Genomic DNA, 25,600 nt, shown 5'->3' with positions numbered 1-25,600 from the left:
GTGGATATTCATGAAACACGGCATGCGCCAAAAGGTGCTGTCTCTTCCGAATGGGCAAGGCGCCCTGGCGCGGAGGGCCATCCGAGGTTTTCTGCGGAGGAAGATTCCGGGCCACATCTTTTCGCCTGGATTAAGCGGCCGTGGTATTTATACAAGGTGGCAGGCCGCCGAGTGGCCTTCTTCGATCTCGGTGAGAAGGGGCAGCCGGTCCCTGCAGATGTCCCGTGCCAAGGGGCATCTCGTGCGAAAGGCACACCCGCTGGGCACGTCCACGGGGCTGGGAACGTCGCCCATGAGGACGAATTCCTCTGTCTGCCGGTCGGGATCTGGGTTCGGGACGGCCGAGAGCAAGGCTTTCGAATAAGGGTGTGCGGGGTTGAGGAATATCGCGTCGGTCGGGCCTGCCTCGACGATCCTGCCGAGATACATTATGATCACCCGGTGTGAGATGTGCTCCACCACGGCGAGGTTGTGGGAGATGAACAGGTAGGTGAGGTCGAAGGTTTTCTGGAGGCCGGTTATGAGGTTGAGGACTTGAGCCTGAACCGATACATCCAGTGCCGAGGTGGGCTCGTCGAGGATCAGGAAGGAGGGGTTCAACGCGAGAGCCCTGGCTATGGCGATCCGCTGTCTCTGCCCCCCGCTGAACTCGTGGGGGTAGCGGGCCAGATGTTCACTTCCCAAACCCACGTGCCGGAGGAGTTCCAGTACCTTCCCTCTCAACTTGGTTCCGGTCAGGCTCGTGTGGGTTCTCAGGGGCTCGGCGACGATGTCCATTACCCGCAACCTCGGGTCAAGCGAGGAATATGGATCCTGGAACACGATGGCCATCTCCTTCCTGACAGCCCGAAGCTCTTCCTCGGTGAGGCTGAAGATCGCCTTTGACCCGAGAAAGACCTCTCCTCCCGTGGGCTCTACCAACCTCATGATGGTCCTGCCCACGGTGGACTTGCCGCAGCCTGATTCGCCCACCAGGCCCAGGGTTTCGCCCCGACCTATCTCGAAGGAGACATCGTCCACGGCCTTGACGAACCGCTTGCCCCCTCCCAAAAGACCCTGCTTGACGGGGAAGTATTTCTTCAGGTGTCGGACACGGACCAATCTTTCCATCGACCGGGTTCTCTGGCGTACGGGTTATCCCTGCCACAGGTGGCAGGACACGAGATGGCCTCCATCTATTTCAACGGTTCCGGGGACTTCCGCGCGGCAGATGTCGCTGGCCTGGGAACATCTGGGGTTGAAAAGGCATCCCGGAGGCGGGTCTGCGAGGTTCGGCACGTATCCCTCGATTGTTTCCAGACGATCCCTGGCCTCTCCCAGCTTCGGGGTCGAGGCCAGGAGTCCCCTGGTATAGGGGTGTCTTGGGTCCTTGAAAATCTGACGCAGGCTTCCGTACTCTACGATTCTGCCAGCATACATTACCGCGACGTTCTCGCACATCTTGGCGATCACCCCCAGGTCGTGGGTGATCAAGAGGATGGAGGTTCTGACCTCGGTCTTCAGATCTCGCATGAGGTGGAGTATCTGTGCCTGAACCGTCACATCGAGGGCCGTTGTCGGTTCGTCGGCTATGAGGAGACTCGGCCTGCAGGAAAGGGCCATGGCGATCATGGCCCTCTGGCACATCCCGCCGCTCAGCTCATGGGGGTATTTGCCGAGAGCGGCGAGGGGGTCTGACAATCCCACCATGGAGAACATCTCCACAGCCCGATCCAGAGCCTCGGACTTTGAGACTTTCTGGTGGAGCCGGATAACCGTTTCTATCTGGTCTCCCACTGTAAAGACCGGGTTGAGCGAGGTCATGGGGTCCTGAAAAATCATGGAAATAGTCTTGCCCCGGATTTCCTGCATCTCCCTCTCACTTTTGTTCAGGAGATTTTCTCCCTCGAACCATATCTCGCCCGAGACGATTCTGCCGGCCGGATAGGGGATGAGCCTCACGATCGATAGGGCGGTCACGGATTTCCCACAACCGGATTCGCCCACGAGTCCCAGGGTCTCCTCCTTCTGCATAGTGAGATCGATCCCCTGGATCGCCTTTACCGTGCTCTTGTACATGGAAAACTCGACCCCGAGGTTCCTGATTTCCAGAAGAATCCTGTCCGTACCCATCGGCATTTCACTGGCGTACCTTGGGGTCCAGAACCTCCCTCAGGCCGTCCCCAAGCAGGTTAAAGGCAAAAACGGATAAGAAGATGGCGAGTCCGGGAAAGGTCGTGGTCCACCAGAAGTTCAAGAAATAGGGCCTCGCCTCGCTGATCATGAACCCCCACTCAGCCCTAGGGGGTCTGGCACCAATGCCGATGAAACTGAGCGAGGCCGACGCCAGAATCGCGTAGCCGAGGTCCAGGGAAGCCTGGACCAGGACCGGGCTTATGCTGTTCGATATTACATGCCGGAGGATGATGACCCCGTCTCTGACGCCCATCGATTTGGCCGCCAACACGTAGAGTTGCTCCCGGGTGACCAAGACCTGAGCCCTCAGGAGCCGCGAATACCAGGGCCACCAAACAATGGCCAGCCCGATCATGTTGATCTTCATGCTGCTTCCGAACACCCCGCCGATGACAATAGGCAAGAGCAGGGTCGGAAAAGAGAGAAAACCGTCGCAGATTCTCATCAGTATTTCATCCATCCGTCCTCCGAAGTATCCGGCGACCAGGCCCAGGGGGATGCCGATGAGAAGTGCGATCAGGACGATCCCGAGTCCGATGGAGAGTGAGTACCTGGATCCGTAGAGCACCCTGGAAAATATGTCCCTTCCGAGATGGTCTGTTCCCATGAGGTGGCGTGGAGACGGGGGAAGGAGCTTGCTGTGCATGTGAATGTCGCCCGAGGCATCTCCCGGAAACGGTGCGACCCAGGGCGCCAGCAGAGCCACGAAAACCAGGAGAGCGCCGATCCCAAGCCCCAGCATGAGCAAGCGGTTTCCCCGGATGAGGTAGAGGTAATAGCCGGTGCGCTCCTTTTTGCGCTCCCAGGGGGAGGGCGGTTTTGCAAAGGTGGTTTGCATCTCTGTTCCTTCTACTTTCCTCCGGTCTTCACCCTGGGATCGATGAACGCGTAGAGCAGATCGACGACCAGATTGATCGTACAGCATATGACGGCAAACACGATGGTCACGCCCATGATCCCGGGGTAATCGTTGTTGATAATCGAAAGCCAGAGGAATCGCCCCATTCCCGGCCAGTCAAAGATGCTTTCCACCAGTATGGATCCGCCCATCTCATAGGCATAAGAGAGCCCGACAACGGTGACAACCGGAATCAACCCGTTCTTGAGTGCATATTTGTAGTGAATCAGTTTTTCTTTCATGCCGAAGGCCTTGGCAGTCCGGATATAGTCCTGATTCATGACTTCGATCATCGACGAACGGGTTATCCGCACCACGAAGGCGAGGGAGGCAAAAGCGAGGGTGACCGCCGGGAGGACCATGTGCGTCACGGAATCCACGAAGGCCGGCCAGTTGCCGGTTATCAGGGTGTCGATGAGATAGAACCCGGTTTTGGTGTCGATGGGGTAGAGGAGAAAAGCGGTACTGGAAATTCTCCCCTGGAGAGGAAGGAGTTGCCAGCCACTGGAAAAGGCCAGTTGAAACATCATCCCGAGCCAGAAGATGGGGACGGCGACGCCGGAGAGCGAAAAGATCCTCCCGGCGTGGTCGGCCAGGGATTCCCTGTGGAAGGCGGTGTAGATGCCCAAGGGGATACCCGCGACCAGGCTGAGGATGATGGCAACGGTGACCAACTCGATGGTGGCCGGGAAATATCGCTTCAGTTCCCCGGCCACGGGTTGGCGGGTTCGGATTGAAACACCGAAATCTCCGTGCACGAGTCTCTTCAGATAGAGCACATAGCGGGTATGGGCCGGCTTGTCCAGGCCGAGTTCCTTTCTCGCCTTTTCCAGTTGTCCCGGTTTGGGTCGCGGCCCCACCCACAGGCCGGCCGGGTCCGAGGGGGCGATGGTGGTGAGGAAGAAGGTCACCATCGTCAGGACCCAGAGAACAATGGCCATGAAGGCGACTCTTTTCAGAATGTAATAGCCCATTGGCGTACGTGCGTCCGAGGATGCCGCGCCCGGCATACCTCCGGGGCGGCATCTCGAGGATTATCCTCTCGACAGACGGTAAATCCAGTAAGCACCGTTGTAAAGCGGAAGGAGTTTCAGGCCCTTGATGTCTTTTCTCTTGAAGACCACGTAATTGAAATCGGCGACGAAAAACGATGCAGCGTCGTCCAGCAGGATCTGCTGGGCCTTGCTGTAATACTCCGAGGCCTTCGAGATGTCGGTCGCCTCGTAAGTCATCGCCTCATTGACGAGCCTTTCGAACTCCGGGTTGTAGTAGTAGGCCCAGTTGAACAGTGTCTCCTCTTCCTTGAACCAGGGCCCGGTAAGAAAGGTCCTGGGTGTCGGCCATTCCGCCCACCAGTCAAGACAGGTCATCTGTGGACACCTCTCCTTGTTCTTGAAAGTCTCCCAGCAGGCGGGCCAGGGAGTGGAGTCGATTTCCGCGGTGATCCCGATCTTCTTCAGCGCCGCCTGTATGTAAGTCGCCGGTGCCAGCCTGGTCTCGTCATAGGAGGTGATAGTCAGCTTGAGCTCCCCCTTTTTCCACTGGTCTGCATATCTGGATTTGGCAAGATACTGCTTGGCCTTCTCCGGGTTGTAATCGTAAGTCCTCAGGGTGGGGTCATGGCCCCAGAGGCTGTACGGGATGGGCCCGACGGCCTTGACGGCGTTCCTTTTACCGAAGATGGTCTCGATCATCTCGTCGACGTTGATGGCGTGGCTGATGGCCTTTCTCACGTTTATGTCGTCTGTGGGGAATTTCTGGTTATGGAGATGGTACCAGAGATTCTGGGTGCTCTCGAAGACGGCCATCTCGATGCCCGGCTCTTTTGCCAGGCTCTCCTGGACCTCCATGGGCACCATCTCGATGATATCCATCTCACCCCGCTTCAGGAGTTGGACTGCTGTCGAGGACTCGTTGATGATCTTGTAGATCGCAATGTCGAACTGGTCGGGCTTCCACCCTCCCCAGTAGTCGTCGAATTTCTCGAGTACAGCGCCGACCCCCTTTTCATAGGACTTGAGCTTGTATGGTCCGGTGCCGCAGGCATTGCCTCTCTGGAACCATTCCGATCCCTTTGCCTCGGTCAGCTTCGGGGGCATGATGTAAGGACCGTAATAGGATGTCATCATGAGGTCCACAGGTTGGGCTTCGTCACAGACGAACTGTACCGTGTACTCGTCGATGGCCCTTGTCTCCTTGATCGGCTCGAAGTTCCATGCGCCTCCTTTGCCCATCTTCAGCAGCCGGTCGATCGAGTATTTCACGGCATAAGCGTTGAAGGGCTCTCCGTTTTGAAACTTCACTCCCTTGCGGAGTTTGAAGGTCCAGACCCTTCCGTTGTCGGATTTCTCCCAGGAGGTGGCCAGGGAGGGGGTCACCTTTCCGTCTTCATATCTGACGAGAGTTTCGTAGATATTGGTCAGGATCCGGGCCCCGTCGGAATAGCAGACGTGGGGGTCCCAATCCTTGATCTCCCACATGAATACCTTTATGATGTTCTTGGTCGTGCCGATCGATACAAGAGAGAAGGTGAAGGCAAGAACCAACACCACGGTGGAAAAGATTCTCTTCCCAACAGACATGTCACACCTCCTGTCGTGGTTTTGTCATGTTCCATACCCAGGAAAAAAGGGGGCGTCTGGATTTGACGGCGTTCTCTCTCCCCCTCGCTCCGGTGGTTTGCACACCACCTCCTTTGGATACGGGGAACCGTTTATAGTTCCCCGCCCCCCCGGGCCGGGTCGCGCCGGAAGGGCATGCTCTGAAGGTGCCCCCCCTCTTGACTCGGTTCTTGGCCGAAAGGAAGTCTCATAACAGCAAGAGGGGTCGGCCGGGGCCAACGAACTACTGGAGAGAGCCTAGCCCCCAGGGGAGAAAACCCTATTCCCCGTGGAGTGAAGCATCCCGGTAGACCTCTCTTCCCTCAAAGAGGGTCAGCACAACCCGGGTCTTCCCGATCTCAGAGGCAGGCATCTCGAAGAGGTTCCCGTCGATTACAACGATGTCCGCCACTTTGCCTACCTGGAGCGAGCCTGTTTCCCTTTCGAGGAAATTGGCGTACGCGCCGTTGATCGTAAAGCAGGCGATCATGTCCTTGAGGCTTGCCCGCTCTTCCGGCCAGAGTACCTCGCCTGGGTCTGCGACGCCCGGCTCGCATCTCGTTACACCGGTCATGATGCCGAGCAGAGGAGGGCATGGGAGCGTGACCGGAAAATCGCTTGCCCCGGCCATCCTGACACCGGCCTCGAAAAAGCTCTTCATGGGGTACTGGCGATCTGCCCTCTCGCGGCCCAGGTAAGGGAGTGCCAGTTTGTAGTAGTAGTCGCCCTTCAGAAACCAGATGGGCTGGGGTACCCCGATGACCCCCAGGGAGGCAAAGCGGGGGATATCCTTGGGACCGAGGAGTTGGAGATGTGTGATCAGGTGGCGTGAGTCCCGGGGGCCGTTTGCGTTTCTTGCGTGTTCAAAGGCGTCGAGTGTCATGCTGATGGCAGCATCGCCGATGGCGTGAACGTGAATCTGGAATTTCTCGCGGTCCAGGACCCTGCAGATCTCCTTCAAGGCGTCCGGTTCCCAGAGGCTCTTTCCCCTGTATTCCGGCATGTGTGCGTAAGGTTCGAAAAGATAGGCGGTGCTCCCCTCTATGACACCGTCTGCGAATATCTTGGCCGAGTTGATCTGAAACTGTGCTCCCCTGTGTTTGGCACGTTCCGAGAGGAATGCCGAAACCTGTGCCGGGCCTCTTGTCGGTAAGGTCAGGAGAGACCCTCTCACACGGAGGCTCAACTCACCGTGGGCTTCGAGCTGTGAAAAGGCCTCGACACTGTTCCTGGCCAGCCCCGAGGCCAGGTAGGATTCCCTGTCGCCGGGACAGATCAGCATGGGGTCGTGGACGGTAGTGATGCCCTCTCTTGCGGCCATGGCTGCATAGGCTCGTATACCCTCCTTCATCTGTTCGACTGTGTACGGAGGCAGGATACTATGGACGGAGTCCATGGCGGTTTCCCGCAGTGTCCCGGAGGGCTCGCCCGTCTCGGGGTCGCGTTCTATCACACCACCTCGTGGATCAGGGGTTCCCTTGCCGATGCCTGCTGCCTCGAGGGCCTTTGAGTTTACCCAGACCGCGTGGCCGTCCTCTGACATCATCGACACGGGGCGGTCTGCCACAACGGCGTCGAGGTCCTCTTTTCTGGGCCCTAGGGGAGGGAAAATGGAGTTGGTCCAGCCTGCACCATAGATGACTTCCAGATCGGGACGTCTCGCCGCGAAATCTCTCAAGGCCTGCTGATACGCGGCAAGGGACGGCAGGTTGAAGAGTTGAACCGACACGGAAGGAACCAGCGAGACACCCAGGGACACGTGGGCATGAGAGTCGACAAATCCCGGGAGGACCATCTTTCCGTGGAGGTCTATCACCTCTGTGCCCTGGCCGATGTAGGCACCAACCCCGGTGTTGCTTCCCACATAGACGATCTCTTTGCCCTTGACCGCAAGTGAATCCGCCCACGGGCGGCTGGGATCGACCGTGTAAACCGCGGCGTTTTGAAGCACCAAATCAGCGGGATTCTTGCCCGCCCTGCTCGTATTCGACTTGCCTCCATTCATCCCGTTCGTCCTCCCGGCTCGATTCTCGCACTCTTTTCACCTTGCACGCTTATCTCATCAGACGACCGTATTTTTCAAGATCCTCCCTCAGTCGGTCATGGGGGATCGCTATGACCGTATGGTCGTCGATACCGGTCATTGTCTCTGCTGCAACCAGTGCATTGATGATCGCCTCTTCAGCGGCCTGGACGGTTGCTTCAAAAATGGGATCCATTCGGTCCTCAAGAAGCATGGTCATCTGGGCCACGCCTGAGGATCTTGCAACCTCGGGATTTGCCGTGGAGAAAGCGAGGAAGATGTCGCCCGAGTAGTTGCTCGCCGTGCTACCGGTTCTTGCCAGCCCCAGAGAGGCCCGTCTGGCCACTCGCTTCAACTGGTGGGGCATCAGCGGTGCATCCGTTGCCACAATGATGATGATCGAGCCTGCCACGCGCGAGCGGTCCTGGGACCAGACCAGATTTTCTGTCATATCCGTACAGACAGGGACGCCGGCGACCCGGAGCTGCCTCCTCCGCCCGTGGTTGGCCTGTACCAGGACGCCTATAGCATAGGCTCCATCCCTTTCCTCCAGCTTCCTTGAGGCTGTCCCGATACCCCCTTTGAATTCATAGCAGATCATTCCGGTCCCGCCTCCGACGTTTCCCTCTGCCACGGGGCCGGAACCGGCCTTGTCCAGAGCCTCAAACACGTGTTCTTTATTCACATGGAACCCATTGATATCGTTCAGAAAACCGTCATAGGTTTCCGCAACAACCGGGAGGGCCCATGGCTGGGTCATGAGCCCGTGTTTTGCCAGCCATTCGACCACACTGTCCCGGACAACTCCGACGCTGTGCGTATTGGTCAGCATGATGGGGCCTTCTAAAAGGCCCGATTCTTCAATCCAGGTGGTGCCGGTCATCTCGCCGTTCCCGTTGAGGGAAAACCACGCGGCAAAGACCCGGCCGGGCCCCTTTTTGCCCCGGGGCAAGATCGCGGTGACCCCTGTTCTGACCGGGCCTTTCCCCACGACGAGTCTCCCCTTGCCCCTTATGAGCGTGGCATGGCCCACCTCGACCCCCTTGACGTCCGTGATTGCATTCATCGGTCCCGGTCTGCCCTCAAGGGGTATGCCCAGGTCCCGGGCCCTTGGTCTTTTCTCGAGGCTGTCTCCCATCTATCGATTCCCCTTGCGATTGCTCCCCGGCAAGCCGGAGCCCATTGATGAGAGCCATCAAGCGGAGGGCCCCGCCGGAGGGACTCCCGCCGTCCCTTTGTGAGACGAGTATAGGAGAAGGGAAATTCTGTGTCAAGGAGAAAGAGGGTAGGGCAGGAATTCCGCATTTACGTGATTTGTTTTGGATAAGGTCCTGAATTGGAGGAGTATTTTCTGGTTTGAAGGGTGGCGCAGAGTCGCGAGTCCTGGGTTTTGAGCTTTGAACTTGTTATTACATGGTCGGTATGGGTGGCAAGGCCGAGCTGGGTCGTTGGCCCTCTACGGGCGAGGAGTGACTGCTGGTAATTCGGTGGTCCGGGCGGTTTGGGTTGGGCAAGGTCAATCGGGTTTTAGGTGGGCAGGGTTCTGAAGCATCTCATGGAGACTTTGAACAAACATCTGGCTGACATAATGCATGGACCCTCGGTGAGATAGCGGGATTTTAAGATTGCGATAATAGAACATCTGAAACAGGGTATAGGCGAGACAGCAGACCAGGGCAAAAGCCACAATGGCGGTGGGGTGATGTTTGAAGCAATGATCCAGGCCGTAGTAATTGACCAAAACATTGAGCCCTTGATTCTCTACTTCCCAGCGCGTATGTCCGATTCGACAGATCGTATCGGTAGAGACGATCGCCTTGGGTAGGGTTGTGGCCCAGTACCAGTCAGAAGTCTCGATTTGCTTGGCTTTGGGCTTGGTCTCCAAAGAACGGACAATTCGAAGGGTGTCTTTGAGGTCTGGCCAAGCATCGAATCCCTCCTCGTCCCAGCGCTGACAGAGCCCGGAGCCGTCCTGCTTGCCAAGGGGGGCTTGGTTCAAAAATAATCCTTTGGCATCTTCTAGCAGATCATGGTTGTTCTCCTTGAGAACAAACACGATATGTTTACAATGTTTGGTCAATAGATTCACAAAACCCGCCCGTCCATATAAGCCGTCGACCGTCACCACATCAAAGGCCTTCGGGTACCTTCCCAAAAGCCGCTCCATCAATCGAGTAGCCGCCCCTACCTCATCCTCGCCTGCTCTGATGGGTTCAATGTCCAAAACAATGGCAAAACTGCCTCCCAAAAGCTGAGCCACAACAACCCGATGATAATACTGAATCCGCTCTCCTTGGGCCGTATGAATCCGCCGGGTAGAGCACTGGGGACAACATCTCGAATAGCTTGAAAACAACTCATGCCCATCAAGGGCAACGATCAACCAACCATCCAAGCGGATCTGGCCAATCAGATGGTTGCGCTGGAGCCTCCTGTAGACCTGATGAATCATCTGTCTGAGGGTCTCACAATCAAACCGCATTAAGCTATAGCCCAGCGTATCCGCACTGGGAGGAGCTTGACCCAAGTGGCCTGCCCATGTCCGCCTCCTTGACCCTGTCCGATAATGGGCCTCCAAGGCATTCAAGCTGCCCAGCCTCAGAACAAACAGCAAAAAGACACAATAAAAGACCGTCTGGGTAGAAATGGGAGGAGAGTGACGACTGTCGCGCAGATGGCCGAGCAAAGCCGACAAATCAAAAACCCTTTCCAGATATCGGAAGAATCGCCGGAGCAACTATTCCTCTTTCTTCTCTAACTTCTGCCAGTACTGCTCGGATAAGGATTCCAGAATCTGGTGAATCTCCTGATACCGGCCCACCCAAGCCCGGATGCGAAGATGCCAAGTTCGAGGAACATACTGCATGTGGTGCTTTCCTCTCCGACTCTGGGCCAGATAAAGGGATTCGTGCTTCTCTCCTCTCTGACACTTGCAGTTGGGCTTGCCACAGGTATTCCTGAGCGTCACCAGGTTGCCCCGCACAAGCCCTCCAGAACGGACAAGCTGCATCAAGCGCGAACGGAGCTGTCTCTCTTTACCAGACAGATGGGCTCACCTGTCAACCCTTTTTTTCAATCGCGACTTTGCTCAGTCTCCCACAGAGCCCTAAACTGCTTGGATTCTCAAGGATTCTCTCGAACTAACAAATCAATTTGCGGAATTGCTGACCAGGTGGAGTTTCCCGACTTTTGGAGAACACCCTTGTCCCTTCACTCCCAAGCTCTCGCGGTGACCCTTTCGGAGTTCGCGGGCGGGGAATTCCTGCCCCTTCGCCACGGCACGAATCACGAATCACGAACACGAATCACGAACACGAATCACGAACACGAATCACGAATATCGAAAGCTCCACAGAAGACCAGAGGCTGGCCGGTCCGCCCTTTGCCCCTATGTCAGGTAATCCCGGTAGATGCGCCAGCCTATGTAGACCCCGGCTATGCTGCCGATAAGACTCAGGATGTATCCGGCCATGAATCCAAAGTGTCTGCCTATCCACCAGCCGGCCCATCCGAAAACACTCATTGCCAGGAAGATGCAGAGCTTGTTCATTTTGTTCTCCCTCCCTCAGGGGACCGACGGGCGTTAGGCAAGAAGGAAAGGGATCCTGGCGCTCACACCTTCGGCCATCCCAGGCCCAGGGCCGACGCTGTAATGGGTCCCACTATCCCATCGTCCCCTCCGGGCCCGAAGGCTCTCGTCTGAAATTCCAGCACGGCGCGGATCGTTCTCCTGCCGAAATCACCATCCAGGTTGCCCTCGTAGTAACCTTTTTCCTGCAATGCCTCCTGCAAGGCCGAGACCAGGTCGCCCTTCGATCCGAAACGGAGGCGAGCAGGCACCTTCCGAGTACCCCCGAGGGCCGTCTTTTGTGCATCCCGGCCGTTGAGGAGGAGATAGGGAAAACCCTGCTGGTCGAGGCCGTAGGCGTTTGCCTTGAATCGTTTCCAGGGGCCCTCGTCGGGCATGTTCCCCCGGCTTTCGCACCTGGGATATCCCACGATCACCTGGCATCCAGCGCTGGCATATGAGTCATGGTTCACTCCCATGGTCCAGCCCGCATGGATGTTGTCATAGGGATTGGCGAACTCCACGCGGTCGTCATTGTCAAAGTCGAAGTCGTCGGCGGTCCTGCGTACGGGATGCCCTTCTGTCTGCCTGAAGGCCTCGTGGGCGGTGGGGCTACCGTTGAGGTGGATACCTTTCCGGTAGTCCTTGTAGTAGCCCGTCATCATCTGGTTTGCCCCAAGGCCGTCTTTCTCCTTTGAGGCTTTTACGTACCTCAGGTGAGGGACTGTGCTGCCCGGGAAAAGGGCGATTCTGCCCTCCCTTGGAAGCCATTGTCCGAGCATGCAGCGGGGGTGGAGATAGTCGATTCCTGCCAGGACGACCCTGTGCTCGGCCTTGAACTCCTGGTCGTCTTCGTCCAGGGGCAGGCATCCACGGAAGCCGAAAAAGACCATGCCCCGATCACGAACCGGAAAGCTGTTGATGAGGCAGAGCCGCTCGAGATGGGCCCTGTTGAGCCTGAAGGCCATGGTTTTTCTCCTTCCCATGATCTCGGATCCATATGTTTGGCATCGGTCAGCGAGCCGTCTTCAGGGATCCTGTCCAAGTCTCAAAGGAGGGGAAGTCCGTTCCCCTCTCCTCTTTCTTGTAGAAAGCAACCCAGGTCATGTTCTTGAGACTCATGAAACCCGGCCCCTTCGTCGCCTTCTGGTGCGTAACCCGCCATGTTCCGGTGTTGAGATAGAAATGCTCCTTTCTGCCTCTTTCGTTCTCAACCACATCGAGAAGGACCCGCCTCGGTTCATGAGTATGCCCATAGACTACATAGGAGATCCTGCTGTCCAGGTGAAGATACTCCCTGTAAGCAGCCTCCAGGAAATCGTCCCTTTCTGAGAGCCGTCTTTTTATCTGCATCAAATGAGCGAGGAGCCTGTGCGAGGGGAAGGCCCTGAAATGCTCGTAGAGCCAGAGCACCGATTGGATCTTGTCCGCCTCGTCGCACCAGTCCGTCCACCGGTCGTGGTGCCTGTACCATGCTCTGACAAAGTCCAGGTTGTTGAACTTCCCTATGACCTCGTCTACCGACACCTCTATCATCTCTTTGAGGCTCAAGTTCCTCTTCACCTGGTAGAGCAGCCATTCAAGCACGGCGGAAAAGGGCCTGACATTGTCTATGTCCCGGAAATTTCTCACCAGCCTCCCTTTCTCTTCAGCCGTCAGAGGAAGGGACTCGATCTTCCCCTTCAGGACACGGGGCAGCCTGCTTATGAGCTCGGTCGTGATGGGGTCTCCGATGGGCACGCGCATGTATTCGTCGTACTCATATGAGAGGCCCCCTTCGTAGTTGAACTGGTCATATTCGTGGCCGTGCCTGCAAAACACGCCGTAGTCGACATCCTCGAAATAATGCTCGAACGGCAGAGACCCCCGCCTGGGGATGTTGAGGCAGTCACACACCCTGTCTCTCAGGGTCTGGTACCTGTCACAGAGCCTGTCGTGGTTTCCAGGAACATAGATCCTCTCAGGCTCGGAGGGGAGGCCGAACTCCCTCTTCAGGTCTCCGCCGAGGAGGCCGAAGGCATCCTGATTCTCTTTGATGATCCCATCGAGGATCGTAGCGGCATTCTTCTCGATGCCTTCAGAATCGCCACCCCAAGGCCTCTCACTGACCGGGTGCTCGAACCAGGTCTCTGTCCTCAAGAGGTCGAAGATGTCTCCCAGGAAGACGATCTTTATTTCTCTTATCTTTCCCCCTGCTCTCTTGAGCCTCTTGGCGGTCCCGGAGACGGCCCTGAAAAATATCCTGAACGCATCTGCGGGAACATTGTGTTTTCCGGCGGTTCCATCGGTGAAGTGCAGGTCACTGATAAGAACGAGCATCACACCCCCTCCCCACTGTTTGGTACGGCATGAGGTCTTCCGGCCCATGGCGGGAACAGACAAAGAGCCCGTCCCTCCTGGCCGGGAGACCGGGCCCCACTCACACTCTCTCCTTGCTCTGCCCGATTCCACGGTGCAGACAAGCGGTGTATTACCCCTATGTTAGCAGGCAGGGCGGCAAAGTCAACCGGTTTTGCCTCGACAGGAGGCTCGAGTTTCCTGACCTTTCGGCCAGGGATTTTCGCAAGGAGTGGACTTGATGATCGTCTACACATTCTCCAGAAGCGAAGAAACTCCAGCGCGGATTTTTGTTTTTCTTTCCGTGTTTTTGTGTTATTCATGTGAAGCCTGCTGGTTGAGGATCGGTCCGATCTCTGGCCGTTTTCCCGGCCTGAGCGAGGCCTGGACGATCGGATTGCAAGACGGACCAGTAGGAAGAAAGCTTAACCGGGATTTCAAACAGAGACCCGCCAAAGGAGGACTGCCATGCCCGAAGGAAAGAACTTTGTGGACAAAATCCTGGAGAAGATCGAAAACCTCAAGACCCTTGAGATCCGTACGGTTATCGGAAATTTCAAATGGAACCCCCAGACCAGGAAGATCGAGTATGCAGAGGGGAAGGTGAAGACCATCATCACCCAGATAGATCTCCTGGAAGGGGACATCACAACGGCATTCAGCGAGGATTTCCTGGAAGAGCCTTACGCCGGCATCCGGGATTTCCACGCCGAAAGGGAAAAACGGGGCCAGGAGATCATAGATGGCAACATAAAGGCTTTAAAGGAGTTGGTCGGTCTGGCTGTAGCGGCCCTCAAAAGCAAAAAGGACATAGACGCTCTCGAGCAGGGCTGATGGGGGGTTCCGAACGGGAGACGGTGCTTTTGATCCCGTGCGTCTGAGAGAGAATCGGTAAGGGTTGCGATGAAAAGGGATTTTTTCAGGACACTGGCCCAGGATCTTCTCACCCTCGAAGTGAACACCATCATCAAGGAAGACATGTCGGGAATCAAGATGCCTCCATCGAGACGGCAGGCTCTCTATGAACTGGCGCGGGGGTATCACCTGAAGCTGAAAGAGCTCGGCGTTCGGGATCCTGTATACTGGCGGTTTGCAGGGATCAGGTCCTTTGGTGAACTGCGTGATCGTGCCAAGTACGGTATAGGGGAGTACGAGAAGAGGGAGAGGAGAGCGCCTGAAGAGAAAAAAAGAGAACTCCGGGAGGATATCAAGATACTCGAACGGATTCGGGATCAGTCGTCAGATATGGTAGGCCTGTTCTATGAGTTGAGGGAGAACGTTCGGGGCCTGATTGAGAGGGGGGAGAAGGGATACCGTGACGTGCCGGAACAGAAGGGGAGGGAGGTTCTGGAACAGGAGGAGAGAGAAGGCCGGCTGGAGCGGGCGCCCGCCCACACGGCCTCCCAAATGTGGAACAACGACATCGAGAGGAAACAGATGAACGGACTTGCGGATCTGGATCTCACGGCAGAACAGGTGACCCGGATCCGGAAGGCGTGGGAGATAGGCACCGAGCGGATCGTACTCCAGACCGTCATACAGATCGACGGAGATGTTACGACGCGGCTTTCGGAAGGTTTCGCCGAGGCTCCGGACGCCACGGTTCTCCGGATGCACAACGATTCCATTGAGACCTCCACCAGGTTCTGGTCGAATCTGGTCAAAACGCTGGCCGGCATCGCCGGGAAAGGATTCGAAGCGATCCTGGGTTGACCGAGATGGCTCTGAGATTGGCCGAAGAGAGGGGTTTTGTCCTTTGCCGATTGGCCGAGTCCTTGAGGCTTGTCGTGCGAAGCCTGCCGGACTTCCTCCTGGAGGGAGGGGTCTCGATCGACACGGAAGCCCCACCCAGGGCAGGGCAGGGAGGTGGAAGGGAGTCGCTGCTCTTCCGAACGGTTATCCAGGCCGACGGGGACATCATCAATCTCATGCGGGGCCCTGACGGATCCGGATACGGCCCGGCCGGACTTCGATCGTACGAGGAGACCTACGAGGTCCACAGGGCCAAGGTGCGGACTTTTCTCGCCTCCCTGGAGCGGCTCAAAGCGATTCCCCTGGCGTTGAACACGGTTTTCGGGTTTTTCCTTGCCCTTGTGCCGGCGAGGGGGCTTCTTCTTGATCAGGGGAAAGCGGTTACCTATGTGGGGCTGCTTATTGCCTGGATACTTCTTGTCGCTCTTCTTCAGAGGTTTCTTGCCAGGTATCTGTTGAGAGTCACCATAGGCTACCTTCTGAGAAGGAGGACGTGACGGATCGACCGGGGAGAGAGCGGCTGGAGTTTCCCGAATCACTGTTTGAACGAGGATTCTTGCGGATGGCTGCCCCATCGTTTCCGCCCTCCGGGACGCTGCGGTCGGCAAGACGGGTGACCGTTTCGGGGCTCACGTGTGGGTAATCCTTGACCCTGCCCACTGGTGCTACCTTACCATGCCGGCCCAGACCGCAGAGGCTCGATCGACCAACCTCCGGGTGATTTGTTCTGTGGTGGCACCCTTGCCTCTGAATTCATTCACGACACCGTCCAAGCTGAATTGGAGACCCTGCTTGAGCTGTTGTTCGGTGAGCCTGTTCAGCCACTTCAATCCCCGATCACCATACCTTGCCAGGGAGCTGTCGAAAAGCCCTCTCATCTTCCCTGCCACGAGACTGGAGAAGTATGCTGTGGCAGAGGCTTGCAGAATATCCACCACATCGATTTGGTCATCGAGAAAGACGCTTTTTCCCACCTGGAGGGCAGTCTCTGCCACCCCTGCCAGCAGGGCCGACTCCAGGGGCAGGCTGGCTGGCGCGGTGATCACCACGATCGCCAGTTCGCAGATGCGTTTGCCTGTGGCTGCCCCCTTGATCACGCCTTTCCGGTACTCGTTCCACTCGCGGTAAGCCCCATTGAATCGAATCTGTGCGATGCGGAGATACATCTCGGCAAGGGCGAGTTGGTTTTCGACCCATTCCGGATTGTCCCGGAACCCCGGCCGGTCCGCCTCCTCGACCATTCTCCTCGCTTCTCGCAGGGACTTTGTCACGCCACTGAAACGGCCCGGGCTTGGTATGGAAACGCCGGCCAGCGCCTCTGCCCAAAAACTGACTATCCATTGGTCTCTGTTGAGTTCCTGCTGATTCCGGATCGCCGTTATGGCTGAGTCGGTCCAGTTATCTATCGTATCGATAGCCTGGAGTAAGCCCAATTCCCACTCCTGGTCGGCGAAGGTCAACCTGACGCGTTTCCTCAGGGCGACCCCGGCCGCCTGTGGTCCTCCTCCGGGCACTGAAAAATCGAGGAGGCTGAAGGAGAGATGCCAAGGTAGCTCCTCCCCTGTACCCTTCCGGACATCCACTCGAAGGGTGACCGCCTCAGGACGGAGCCCCTTGGGCGAAAGGCCCTTGTAAGTAACTTCCTCAAGGTTGGATTCTCCAAGGAGGGCGTAGTACATACGGAATGGAACGGTCAGCCCGTACTTTGTCTTTCCGAGCTCGGCTATGATGCGATTTTCGAAGAGTCCATAATCCGGATCCCAGGGGACGTTCCTCAGAACAACGCTTTTGGGCTGGAATGCTCCCTCGGTTTCCTTTTCAGGCTCGGCCTCTGTCTGAACCGGCCGCGGGATCGGTTCGAAAGGCAGTGTTGTCTGAATGAGGTCTTCTTCTCGCTCCGGTTGTGGCTTTCTACGAGGCACGGGTGCGAAGGGGGCGGGCCTGCCCCGGTATTTGTCGGCTGCCCGGGCGATTTGGAGCTTTGTCTGAAAGGTGCTGGACGCAATCATGTTTCGGACTGCTCGATTACCGATGGTTCTTTGGAGGGAGAGGATGCGCCCGTGGGGAGATCCCATGGATTGAGGGAAATCGGGCTCCCCTGCCCGGGAGACCAGGTCTGTTCTGTCCGCCGGGTGGTTTTGCTCCGATAGAGTCGTCTTTTCAGGGGATTGCTCTTTTCCAGGCATTTCCTGATTCTTCCGGGGTTTGTGATTGTCAGTGGCAGAGCCAGGTCACATCCTGGATCTCGACACCCTCGCGAAAGTCGAAACGGTGCACCATCTCAAATGTTTTTCCCCCATCGAGGGAGACACATACGGCGGTGAACTCGGGGTCCTGGGCCCAGCCGCCCGCGCCGGGCGGGCTTGCCTCCACGGCGGCAACTATTCTCTTCCGGCATGTGTCCACTGCGCGGACCAGGATGGTGCGCCCGGAGACGCAGAGAGCCTTCAGGATCGGCCCCACCATGGAACGGCCCTCCCAACGAGTCCCGCGGGCCTGCCAGACCGTGCCCTGGCAGGTGAATAGGCGAAATCCAGGCTGGTCGGATCTGTCGATGGAGCGGATCATCTCTCCTTTGAGCCTCCTGGTATGGGTGCGGTCGGGGCCGAAGACAAACACGAAGGAAGAACCGTCATCCAGGAGCCACGAGCAGACCGAGGCAGCGATAACAGGAGGGCCCTCGGCATCGATGGTTCTGAGTTCGGCAAGACCTCCCTCTCGGATCAACCTGGCACCGTCCAGGGGGTTCAAGCGCGGGGACCTGGGCTCGAAGGGAGCCCCGGGCTCGGCCTGGTAGCGGACGGCCGCCTCGGTCTCTTCGCCGGGAATCCGCCTGGAGTCCACCGAACCGGCAAACCAGGCTCCCCCACCAGGGTCGATGCTGACGTCGCGGAAGTGGAATTCCTGGGGGAGTTTACGACGGGTCCACCGGCCCCCCTCACCGTAGACCCACAAATGACGGCCTTCCACGGCGGTGAGGACTCCTGCGGTCGAGTGCACCTTGCAGCGGTAGCCTGGAATCGCCTCGCCGTTGCCGGGAACAGGGGCGAGGGGCTCGAAATCCAGCCCTCCATCCCGGCTTATCCAGAAGGGCTGCCGGTTGCCCTTGGCCCGGAGATAGATCACCCCCGCCTTGTCACGGTACAAGCCGAGCCAATAGCGGTCTTTCGGAGGGATAGCGATTTTCGCCGTGAACACCGAAAGATCCGTAATTACGCGAACGTCCTCAGGCGTCCAGACCAGGGTGCAAAAATCCAAGGGTTACTGATCCTCCTCCTTGAATTCCCCTTCAAACACGCAATCCGAGGGGGGGAACATCTCGTAGATCTTCTCGACCAGGCTCTCTCCCAGCCATCCCCCGAGCAAGCCCCCGCCGATCGCCCCGATAATGCCGCCGATGATGGCGCCTGGAATGGCACCTGCCCCGCCGAAGAGGGCACCGACGGCAGCACCGGCGGCTGCCCCGGCCTTGGCTCCTGCAGCACCCAGGGCCAGGGAGCCGGCGATTCGTGCGACCTCCTGGAGAGCCACCCGGACTCTCTCGCCCTCGGGTGCGAGGGCTACCTTGACCCCGGCCACGGCTATATCGAGGGCGATGAGTATCTTGCCGGCCACCCGCAGGCGCCCTGCCCAGCGGTTGACCAGGATGTTGGGTTTTCCGGCACCGCGGATGATTTTGGTGTTGATTTCTTCGGGCGAAAGGCCCTGTTTGGCATACTTGGCGTAGAGTTGCTCGTAGCTGGGGCCGAACTTGTTGTGATACTCCCTGAGGTTCCGAGCTTCAAAGACCTTCTTGAGGATGGGGTTGCCCTGGGCCCTGATCTTCACTTTGAGCTGATTGCGTGCTTCCACGGCCCACCTGGCCGCGTCCCCCTGTGGGACGCCCTTCTCCACCATGGTTTTGGCCGTATCTGTAATTGCCCTGGCAGAGCCGTCGTAGATCTCACGGAGATAGGCTTCGTGCATGGCCACTACACTGCCGTAGTCCACCACCGAACGTGCCCCTGAAAGAGCGGCCGACCCGGCGGGTTTCGGCGGGGTCGGCCTGCCTCCCTGGCCGGGCTTTTGAGTCACATCGGAGAGCCTCGCCTTCGGGTCCTTCATGAACTCTTCCCACGTGTCGTACACGTAGAACTTCATGTAGGAGTGGGGAAAATTCTTCGGATCCGAACCGCCGAAGGGTTCCAAAGTGTGGGTCACCTTTATCCACACAGACCAGGGTCTATCCTTTCCGCCGGCTTTACCTCTGGCCACCACATCCTTTGGAATGTAAAGGGTCGGCTCCGGCAGGGTATAGTGGGACTCGTAGAGGAGCCTGTCTTCCGCGTCGTAGATCTGCCATCGCCGTCTCCATGAATTGGGACACCATCCCGACCTGATGGCCGTATACGCCGTGCCGTCGTATCCCTCCTTGATGATGGGCTTTACGTATGCAAGGCCGGGTACGAAGGTATGGCAGTCAGGGGGTGACGGAAAACGGGCAACAACCCCTTCGGGTCGAAGCAGCCTCTGAACGGCCTGGTTCCCCACCTTCTTTTGAAGGAGGAGTATGCGGGCGGCAAGGGGATTGTCAGACGGGGAGAGTTCAGGCCTGCGTGCTTCTGAGGCCGGACTGCCTTGCTCTGTCTCAACCTTTCTGGAAGCCGCTCTGGTGCGTGTATTCATCGGGTCTCTTCTCGGTCCCCTTCTTCCAAGGGTTCTATCCGTGACTCTCCTGGTTGTCTTGCCCGATCAAGCAAGGGGTACGGGCCGGCACGGCCTGTCCCGAGGGAGCCCTGGAGGAAAGATGATTCCTGCCTTGAAGAGACGGCGCCCCATGTAGAGGAGAAAAAAGAAGGCAAGGGAAAAGACCCCTGCGACCCCCCATCATTTGGAACTGGGACGGCCCGCTGATTCCTCCTGTCAGATCCGGCAGTCGAAGCGCCTGCAGAACCAGTCATCGTCCCGGCACCGCCGCTCCTGGAAATACCTGCGCCGGTCCATGGTATCGCTTTCCAGGAGCCAGATCATTATCTCGCAGAATCCCTGGGTATCCCTGTAGTGCTCAAGCACCCTGGCAAGCCTGTCGTTGGAGAGATGGACCATGGCCATGCGCAGGCGGTTGTAAATGATCCTCTTCATATCCACTCTATAGGGGTGGCTCTCCCGAAACAGATGATAGATGACGGTCTGGGGCTGAACCAGTACGTCATAACCCATCAGCCAGATCCGGAGGCTGATTTCCTGATCCTCGCTGCCCCACCGGGTCATCCCGGCGTCGTAGCCCCCGATTCTTTCAAAGTCCGCCCGCCTCATGGCCTGGCAGCCTCCTGGCAGGAGAGGAACGGGGTAGGGCAGATCGCCCGTCTCGAGGAGCCACTCCATCTCGAGGCTCGAGTCGCGCCAGGTGATTCCCAGTCCCCGCGTGCCGTCGCCATGTTGGAGGCTCGCAAAGGAGGGCCCTACCATGCCGGTTTTCGGATCCTCAAGGGGTGCGATCAGGGCTTTCATCCAGCCTGGAGGTGTATAGCAGTGACCGTCCAGGAAGAGGAGGATCTCTCCGCTGGCGGCATTAACACCATGATTGCGTGCGCCGGCAACTCCCAGGCCTTCTGCCCTTACCAGGGAAACCGGCCCCTTGTCCCCGAACAGGACGGCTGCACGGTCTCCGCTCGAGTCTGTGGAACCGTCATCGACGATCACCACCTCGAAGTCGGGGTAGGTGGTGTTTTCCAGAATACAGCCCACCGTGTCCACGAGGTTCTCCCCCTCGTTATAAGCGGGGATTATGACGGTGACTCTCCCGCGGCTCATTTTTTCTACCCCACGAGCAGGCGCCTGGCCTCGTCGATGAAGCTCATGGCTTTCACCTCTGAAACATCGAGCATCCGGGCCAACCGTGCAGGCTCCATGGAGGCCAACTCGGCCAGATTCGTGATCCCACCGGCTCTCAGACGCTCCGTGTAAGACCGGCCGATACCTCTCACCTCGTCCACACGGCGGTCCGGGTAATCGCTCGGGAGAAAGCGGGTCGGTCGAATTGTGGGTCTCACGGTGGGCCTTACGGTCATGGTCGGCCTTACGGTGACCGTCGGTCTGGGCGTGAATGTGGGCCGCGGCGTCACGGTCGGTCTCGGCGTAAAGGTGGGCCTGGGTGTGACCGTCGGCCTGGGGGTCACGGTAGGTCTGGGGGTAACCGTGGGTCTGGGTGTCACGGTAGGTCTGGGTGTGACCGTGGGGGTCGGTGTAGGTCCCGGTCTCCTCAGCACGGTGATGACAACCGTGTCCGGGGCGCTTCTCAGGCCTGCGCTGTCCTCCACCACCAGTTCCAGCACGTGTCGGCCCACGGGCAGGTCCACCTCGATGCGGGGTTGGTCTGTAACGATCGGAAAATCGTCGATTGTGTATGCCATGATGTGTGCTCCTTTCCAGCGTCAGAGTGCGGAGTTGCCGCCTGTCCGAGGACTGCCGGTCCTCCCTTCCTGAGAGCCACCTCCTGGCGGCCTCGACTCTCTAATCCTCTTTCCTCTTCCAGTGATACCGGACGATCTGCCGGCCTCCAAAGGCGCGGGATCCACCCGCGTCAAGGGTCACCACCATCCCTTCACCCCCGGTGAAGACCACCCGGTCGCGACCCGCATGGGCTATAGGAGCCTCGCCATGTGTCTCAGCCAACTCCCACTCGTAGCGAGTGATCTCGTGTCCGCCGAAGGCATGAGAACCGGAAGCGTCGAGGGCTATTCTCGCGGTGTCACCGGGAGTTAGAGCAGTCCTGTCCGCCCCTGCTTCAGCCACGGGAGGCTGGATGACGATCTCGGAGATCTCCCGGGCCGCCTCTGCCACGGCATCTTCCCTTGTAAGGAGGAGACCTATCTCAGCCCCCTCTCGGAGGGAGGTAATCAGGAGAGAGACCGCTGCCTCGTAAGCCTGATACTCGGGTGTGGCGACGACCCCGGGATGGGCTGTGCCCATCTCCTGCCCCACGTCCTGCTCCACGGCGGCCAGGGCGGCAAGCACAGCGGGAAGGTTTTCGGGATGGATAGAACCGGTGCGGGCCAACATCTCCAGAACCAGGGCTCCGTGGCGGACATCCTCGGCCGAAGGAACGGGAAAGGCCCGGGCAAGGGCTGCAAAGTCCCGCCTTTTGCGACCCATGAGTTGGACCACTTCCTCCATTACTGCAGGTGGGAGGGGTCGCTCGGCTGTGCCCACAGAACCGGCCCAGACGACGTACCTGCGGTCGATCTCGTTGCCTCCGGGATTGTCGGGGTCGACCGGGTTGGCGATCCCCGTTGCCCCCGGCTGCAGAACGATGCGGGCCAGCTCCAGCCGGAGCCTGTTGTCCGGCTGTGAGGTAGTGATCTCCAGGCGGGGAATTTCCGCTACCCGTGTATAGCCGCTGTACTGCGGTGCTTGTACGTTTTCGACCCGATCGGTTTCTGATTCTTCGTACCGGATGGCTACGTAGACCGGTTGGGGCAAGGAGTAGGCATCAGGGTGGATGGTGAGGGTGCCCGGCTGGCCGAGGTAGATCTCTCTCCCGGCGCCGTCCAGGGCCGCCCCGGGAAGCACCCGGATGTTGAATCCCCCTGCCGCCTCCACGCGGAGATCGTCCCTCTCACCCCGGAAGATACCGGGAGTGTGGAGTCCGCGGTTGTGGAGCATCCGTTTCTCCATGTGGTAGTTCTGGCCCTGGGTCCAGTCATCTGCCGTGGTGAAGAAACCGGTGAAGAAATTTAGACGTTTGAATTCGGTGATATTGATCATGGTCCTTCCTCTCTGTCCTCGTCAACCGACGGTAGTATCCAGGCCGATGGTGGATCGGATTCCGATCTGCATCGGCTTCAGCCGGTATAGGGTCACCACCGGCGTGAGCTTGAGGTAGTAGATCGTGTGGGCCGGCTTCTCCAGGTCCACAATGGCCCGCACCTTGTCGAGTTTCACCTTCTCCATCTCAGCCTGTGGGACCTGGACGTCGACAATGAACCTGTAGGGCAGCTCGGCCTCGTCTACGAGAACCGTGTCTCCCCTGTAATGCACGGTCTGCCCGTTGCCCTCTTTGTCTGCCACGGCAAGGGTGTAATCCTCATCAACGAGCCCGTCGCGGCGGGTGATGGTTGCACCCTCATAGTGGTCGATTTGACCGTTCACCCGATGTATGGTTACATCCCCGTCCTCGAGTGTGACCTCCCTGACCGTGTCGGCCCGGTAGTACCACTGGTGGATCTCCCCCCCTTCGACACGCTCAACCACATAGTAGTCGTGATAGGCCGGCGGCTGGCGGCGCACCGCTTTCTCGATGCGGGCTATGGATATGTCCTCAGGGCTTGTGCCCCCGATCCGGGAGGCGACGCCGATCTGTAAGCCCGCGGGCCAGCGGCATTCACGGATGTCGGGTACCAGCCCGGTATAGATCTCGAGATACCGCTTCAGACCCCGCACCGTGCCTCGCCACCGATAGAGTTCCACCGCCTCGCCGATGAGCCGCCTCCGTTTGGCCTCGTCCCATTCCTCGTCAAGGACCAGGGAGACCCAGGTGGCCAGCCAGGGCAGGAACTCCGCGTCGGTGAGGGCAGGGGCAAAGTACCGGTCGATGGTTGCGAGAACCCCCTCAAAGGCCGAAAACACCCTTTCAAAGGGCAGGAGGAACTCTCCCAAGAAGGGATCTTCCCGGTAGAGGGCAGGTAGATAGTCGAGGTAGCGGCTTTGGGTCGGGCCCTTCATAGGCTCTTCTCCACTCGGGTGGTACGGGCGGACCACACCTGGATCGTACTGGCGGAAAGATCGAAGTAGACCAGGTGGTTGGGGGGTATGGCCGCACGGTCGCCCGCCGCGGTCCAGCCGCCCCCCTCCTCTTGTCTGGTTTCAAGGACGAGAGATTCCACGTGATCCACCCCTGATGTTCCTTCGATCACCTGGTAGACCTCGGAGGCGTAGACGTCCCTTCCAAAGGGCCACCCTTGCCGGGCCGGGCCACCCTCGAGGGGATGGAAGAAGCCCTTCAGATTCATCCCTATCCGGCCTTGGAGGGTTTTCTCTTCGACCCCGTCTTTTCTAACCACACAGGCACGGATGCGCATATCCGTGTATTCCGGCCTGAGAACGTGGTGGCGGCAGGTGATCAGTCGCCGTTCGTCCAGAAGCCTCCAGACCCGGGCGATGCAGTCGGCCGTGGGCTTTGGTTTTTCCCCCGGCGTGTTTGGGACGACCACGAGGCTCACGTGGCCGTGGCGGGGGAGGTCAGGGTCGGGGGAGGTCAGATCCCGCTCTGCCAGACAGTTGACCCGGGCGATGTTGAGGCCGGCCTCTTCCAGGATCAGCTCTTCGAAGTCCTCGGCCCGGACGGCACGCCAGCGTTTCCTCAGGGCGCGGGCCGCCTGATCACGTGCCTCCTGGATTCCCGTCGGATCCATGGCGCCTGAACTTTCTGCCTTGCTGAAGATGGACAGGGATACCCCCGAATCGAGAGCTGCCTTCACGCCTTGGTCGAGATTGTCCGACTCTTGGTCGATCCTGAACTCGGTCCCTCCCGGGACGCGCCCCCCCCTGCCCAGGGTGGAACGGTATGTGGAGATGATCTCGGCACCCTCCTGGGGGACTCGTCCCATGTTGCCGCCGCCGAAGCGGATCACGCCGAGGCGTGGCTCCACGGTGAAGTGGGGATCGTGGAGCGTGGAGCCGACCAGGCTGGGTCTGTACAGCCAGGCCTCGCCCTCTACCCGCACCTCCGGTACCTGAGGCGGCAGGTCGCTGGGATCGAGAACGACAAAGGGACGGGCCAGGGAGAAAACCTGATGGGCCATCCCGTTGGCTGTCCCGAGCCGCTCGTTTCGAATCAGGGTCGTCTGCCGTGCCTCAAGGAGGCCGCCTGGATTTTCCGGCGTCAACCGAAGGGCCCGGACAGTCTCAAAATGGAGGGGCTCCCCTGTTCCGCCCGATTCGGCCACAAGGGGTGTCTCCCGAGGCAGTGTGAGCCCGGCCTCCAGCCCCTGAGCGGTGACGGCCAGAGTCACCGAAGCAGGCTCGGCAGGACGGAAATCGGCGCCTAACAACTCGAGAAAGCGGACTTCGCTTGCCTCCGGGATCCGGTTCAAACGGTAGATAAGGGCTTCCGCGAGCCAGGCAAATAGCTCGACCAGGGTGATCCCCGGGTCTGATACGTTGTGATCCGTCCAGGCGGGTGCATACCGGGGGATCAGGGCCCGCATCTCCTCCACCAGGTCGGTGAAGGTGCGATCATCCAGGTTCGGCAGGGGGATCGGCATAGC

General features: G+C 58.6%; 22 protein-coding genes. 3 read left to right on the top strand and 19 right to left on the bottom strand.

Annotation, left to right across the window (positions count from 1 at the left end):
• Positions 1–147: 147 nt before the first annotated feature.
• From JRJ26_09985 to JRJ26_09935, 11 genes are all read right to left on the bottom strand, one after another.
• Positions 148–1,110: an ATP-binding cassette domain-containing protein gene (locus JRJ26_09985; GenBank protein MBW2057809.1), complete on the bottom strand. Its 963-nt coding sequence runs from the start codon at positions 1,108–1,110 to the stop codon at positions 148–150.
• 24 nt (positions 1,111–1,134) lie between these two features.
• Positions 1,135–2,112 carry an ABC transporter ATP-binding protein gene (locus JRJ26_09980; GenBank protein ID MBW2057808.1) on the bottom strand — a complete coding sequence of 326 codons (978 nt, stop codon included), beginning with the start codon at positions 2,110–2,112 and terminating at the stop codon, positions 1,135–1,137.
• Between the two features lie 7 nt (positions 2,113–2,119).
• Positions 2,120–3,013, bottom strand: coding sequence for an ABC transporter permease (locus JRJ26_09975; protein MBW2057807.1), 894 nt, complete (start codon positions 3,011–3,013; stop codon positions 2,120–2,122).
• An 11-nt stretch (positions 3,014–3,024) separates the two neighbouring features.
• Positions 3,025–4,047 (bottom strand): ABC transporter permease, encoded by a 1,023-nt coding sequence (locus JRJ26_09970; GenBank protein MBW2057806.1) that lies wholly within the window; start codon positions 4,045–4,047, stop codon positions 3,025–3,027.
• A gap of 60 nt (positions 4,048–4,107) precedes the next feature.
• Positions 4,108–5,655: an ABC transporter substrate-binding protein gene (locus JRJ26_09965; GenBank protein ID MBW2057805.1), complete on the bottom strand. Its 1,548-nt coding sequence runs from the start codon at positions 5,653–5,655 to the stop codon at positions 4,108–4,110.
• 298 nt (positions 5,656–5,953) lie between these two features.
• On the bottom strand, positions 5,954–7,678 hold the full coding sequence (locus JRJ26_09960) for an amidohydrolase (protein MBW2057804.1): 1,725 nt from the start codon (positions 7,676–7,678) through the stop codon (positions 5,954–5,956).
• Between the two features lie 49 nt (positions 7,679–7,727).
• Entirely contained in the window at positions 7,728–8,834 is a 1,107-nt protein-coding gene (locus JRJ26_09955) for a P1 family peptidase (GenBank protein ID MBW2057803.1), read from the bottom strand.
• Positions 8,835–9,212: 378 nt separating this feature from the next.
• Positions 9,213–10,433 (bottom strand): transposase, encoded by a 1,221-nt coding sequence (locus JRJ26_09950; GenBank protein ID MBW2057802.1) that lies wholly within the window; start codon positions 10,431–10,433, stop codon positions 9,213–9,215.
• 651 nt (positions 10,434–11,084) lie between these two features.
• Positions 11,085–11,246: a hypothetical protein gene (locus JRJ26_09945; protein ID MBW2057801.1), complete on the bottom strand. Its 162-nt coding sequence runs from the start codon at positions 11,244–11,246 to the stop codon at positions 11,085–11,087.
• 62 nt (positions 11,247–11,308) lie between these two features.
• The gene (locus JRJ26_09940; protein ID MBW2057800.1) at positions 11,309–12,250 is read right to left on the bottom strand and encodes a peptidoglycan-binding protein; all 942 of its coding nucleotides are present in this window, start codon (positions 12,248–12,250) and stop codon (positions 11,309–11,311) included.
• A 28-nt stretch (positions 12,251–12,278) separates the two neighbouring features.
• On the bottom strand, positions 12,279–13,583 hold the full coding sequence (locus tag JRJ26_09935) for a hypothetical protein (protein MBW2057799.1): 1,305 nt from the start codon (positions 13,581–13,583) through the stop codon (positions 12,279–12,281).
• Between the two features lie 486 nt (positions 13,584–14,069).
• Between JRJ26_09935 and JRJ26_09930 the strand changes: the two genes are divergently transcribed.
• From JRJ26_09930 to JRJ26_09920, 3 genes are all read left to right on the top strand, one after another.
• Positions 14,070–14,435 (top strand): hypothetical protein, encoded by a 366-nt coding sequence (locus JRJ26_09930; GenBank protein ID MBW2057798.1) that lies wholly within the window; start codon positions 14,070–14,072, stop codon positions 14,433–14,435.
• A 69-nt stretch (positions 14,436–14,504) separates the two neighbouring features.
• Positions 14,505–15,314, top strand: a complete 810-nt coding sequence (locus JRJ26_09925; protein ID MBW2057797.1) for a hypothetical protein — start codon at positions 14,505–14,507, stop codon at positions 15,312–15,314.
• A 5-nt stretch (positions 15,315–15,319) separates the two neighbouring features.
• Positions 15,320–15,850 (top strand): hypothetical protein, encoded by a 531-nt coding sequence (locus JRJ26_09920; GenBank protein MBW2057796.1) that lies wholly within the window; start codon positions 15,320–15,322, stop codon positions 15,848–15,850.
• Between the two features lie 168 nt (positions 15,851–16,018).
• On the opposite strand, the gene JRJ26_09915 is transcribed toward JRJ26_09920, so the two are convergent.
• The 8 genes from JRJ26_09915 to JRJ26_09880 all read right to left on the bottom strand — a co-directional run bounded on the left by JRJ26_09915 (position 16,019) and on the right by JRJ26_09880 (position 25,597).
• Positions 16,019–17,539, bottom strand: coding sequence for a hypothetical protein (locus JRJ26_09915; GenBank protein MBW2057795.1), 1,521 nt, complete (start codon positions 17,537–17,539; stop codon positions 16,019–16,021).
• Positions 17,540–17,567: 28 nt separating this feature from the next.
• Positions 17,568–18,611: a hypothetical protein gene (locus JRJ26_09910; GenBank protein ID MBW2057794.1), complete on the bottom strand. Its 1,044-nt coding sequence runs from the start codon at positions 18,609–18,611 to the stop codon at positions 17,568–17,570.
• A gap of 3 nt (positions 18,612–18,614) precedes the next feature.
• The gene (locus tag JRJ26_09905) at positions 18,615–20,018 is read right to left on the bottom strand and encodes a hypothetical protein (GenBank protein MBW2057793.1); all 1,404 of its coding nucleotides are present in this window, start codon (positions 20,016–20,018) and stop codon (positions 18,615–18,617) included.
• 237 nt (positions 20,019–20,255) lie between these two features.
• Positions 20,256–21,146 carry a glycosyltransferase gene (locus JRJ26_09900; protein MBW2057792.1) on the bottom strand — a complete coding sequence of 297 codons (891 nt, stop codon included), beginning with the start codon at positions 21,144–21,146 and terminating at the stop codon, positions 20,256–20,258.
• A 5-nt stretch (positions 21,147–21,151) separates the two neighbouring features.
• Positions 21,152–21,745, bottom strand: a complete 594-nt coding sequence (locus JRJ26_09895) for a helix-hairpin-helix domain-containing protein (protein MBW2057791.1) — start codon at positions 21,743–21,745, stop codon at positions 21,152–21,154.
• Positions 21,746–21,845: 100 nt separating this feature from the next.
• Positions 21,846–23,099, bottom strand: a complete 1,254-nt coding sequence (locus JRJ26_09890) for a hypothetical protein (GenBank protein ID MBW2057790.1) — start codon at positions 23,097–23,099, stop codon at positions 21,846–21,848.
• Between the two features lie 21 nt (positions 23,100–23,120).
• Positions 23,121–24,056, bottom strand: a complete 936-nt coding sequence (locus JRJ26_09885) for a hypothetical protein (protein MBW2057789.1) — start codon at positions 24,054–24,056, stop codon at positions 23,121–23,123.
• On the bottom strand, positions 24,053–25,597 hold the full coding sequence (locus JRJ26_09880) for a putative baseplate assembly protein (protein ID MBW2057788.1): 1,545 nt from the start codon (positions 25,595–25,597) through the stop codon (positions 24,053–24,055). Before JRJ26_09880 ends, JRJ26_09885 begins: the two co-directional genes overlap by 4 nt.
• Positions 25,598–25,600 lie beyond the last annotated feature (3 nt).

It is taken from the genome of Deltaproteobacteria bacterium (assembly GCA_019308905.1).
GTDB lineage: Bacteria > Desulfobacterota > BSN033 > WVXP01 > WVXP01 > JAFDHF01.
Note: the sequence above shows the minus strand (reverse complement) of the source record. Positions and strands in the feature narration are given on the sequence as shown.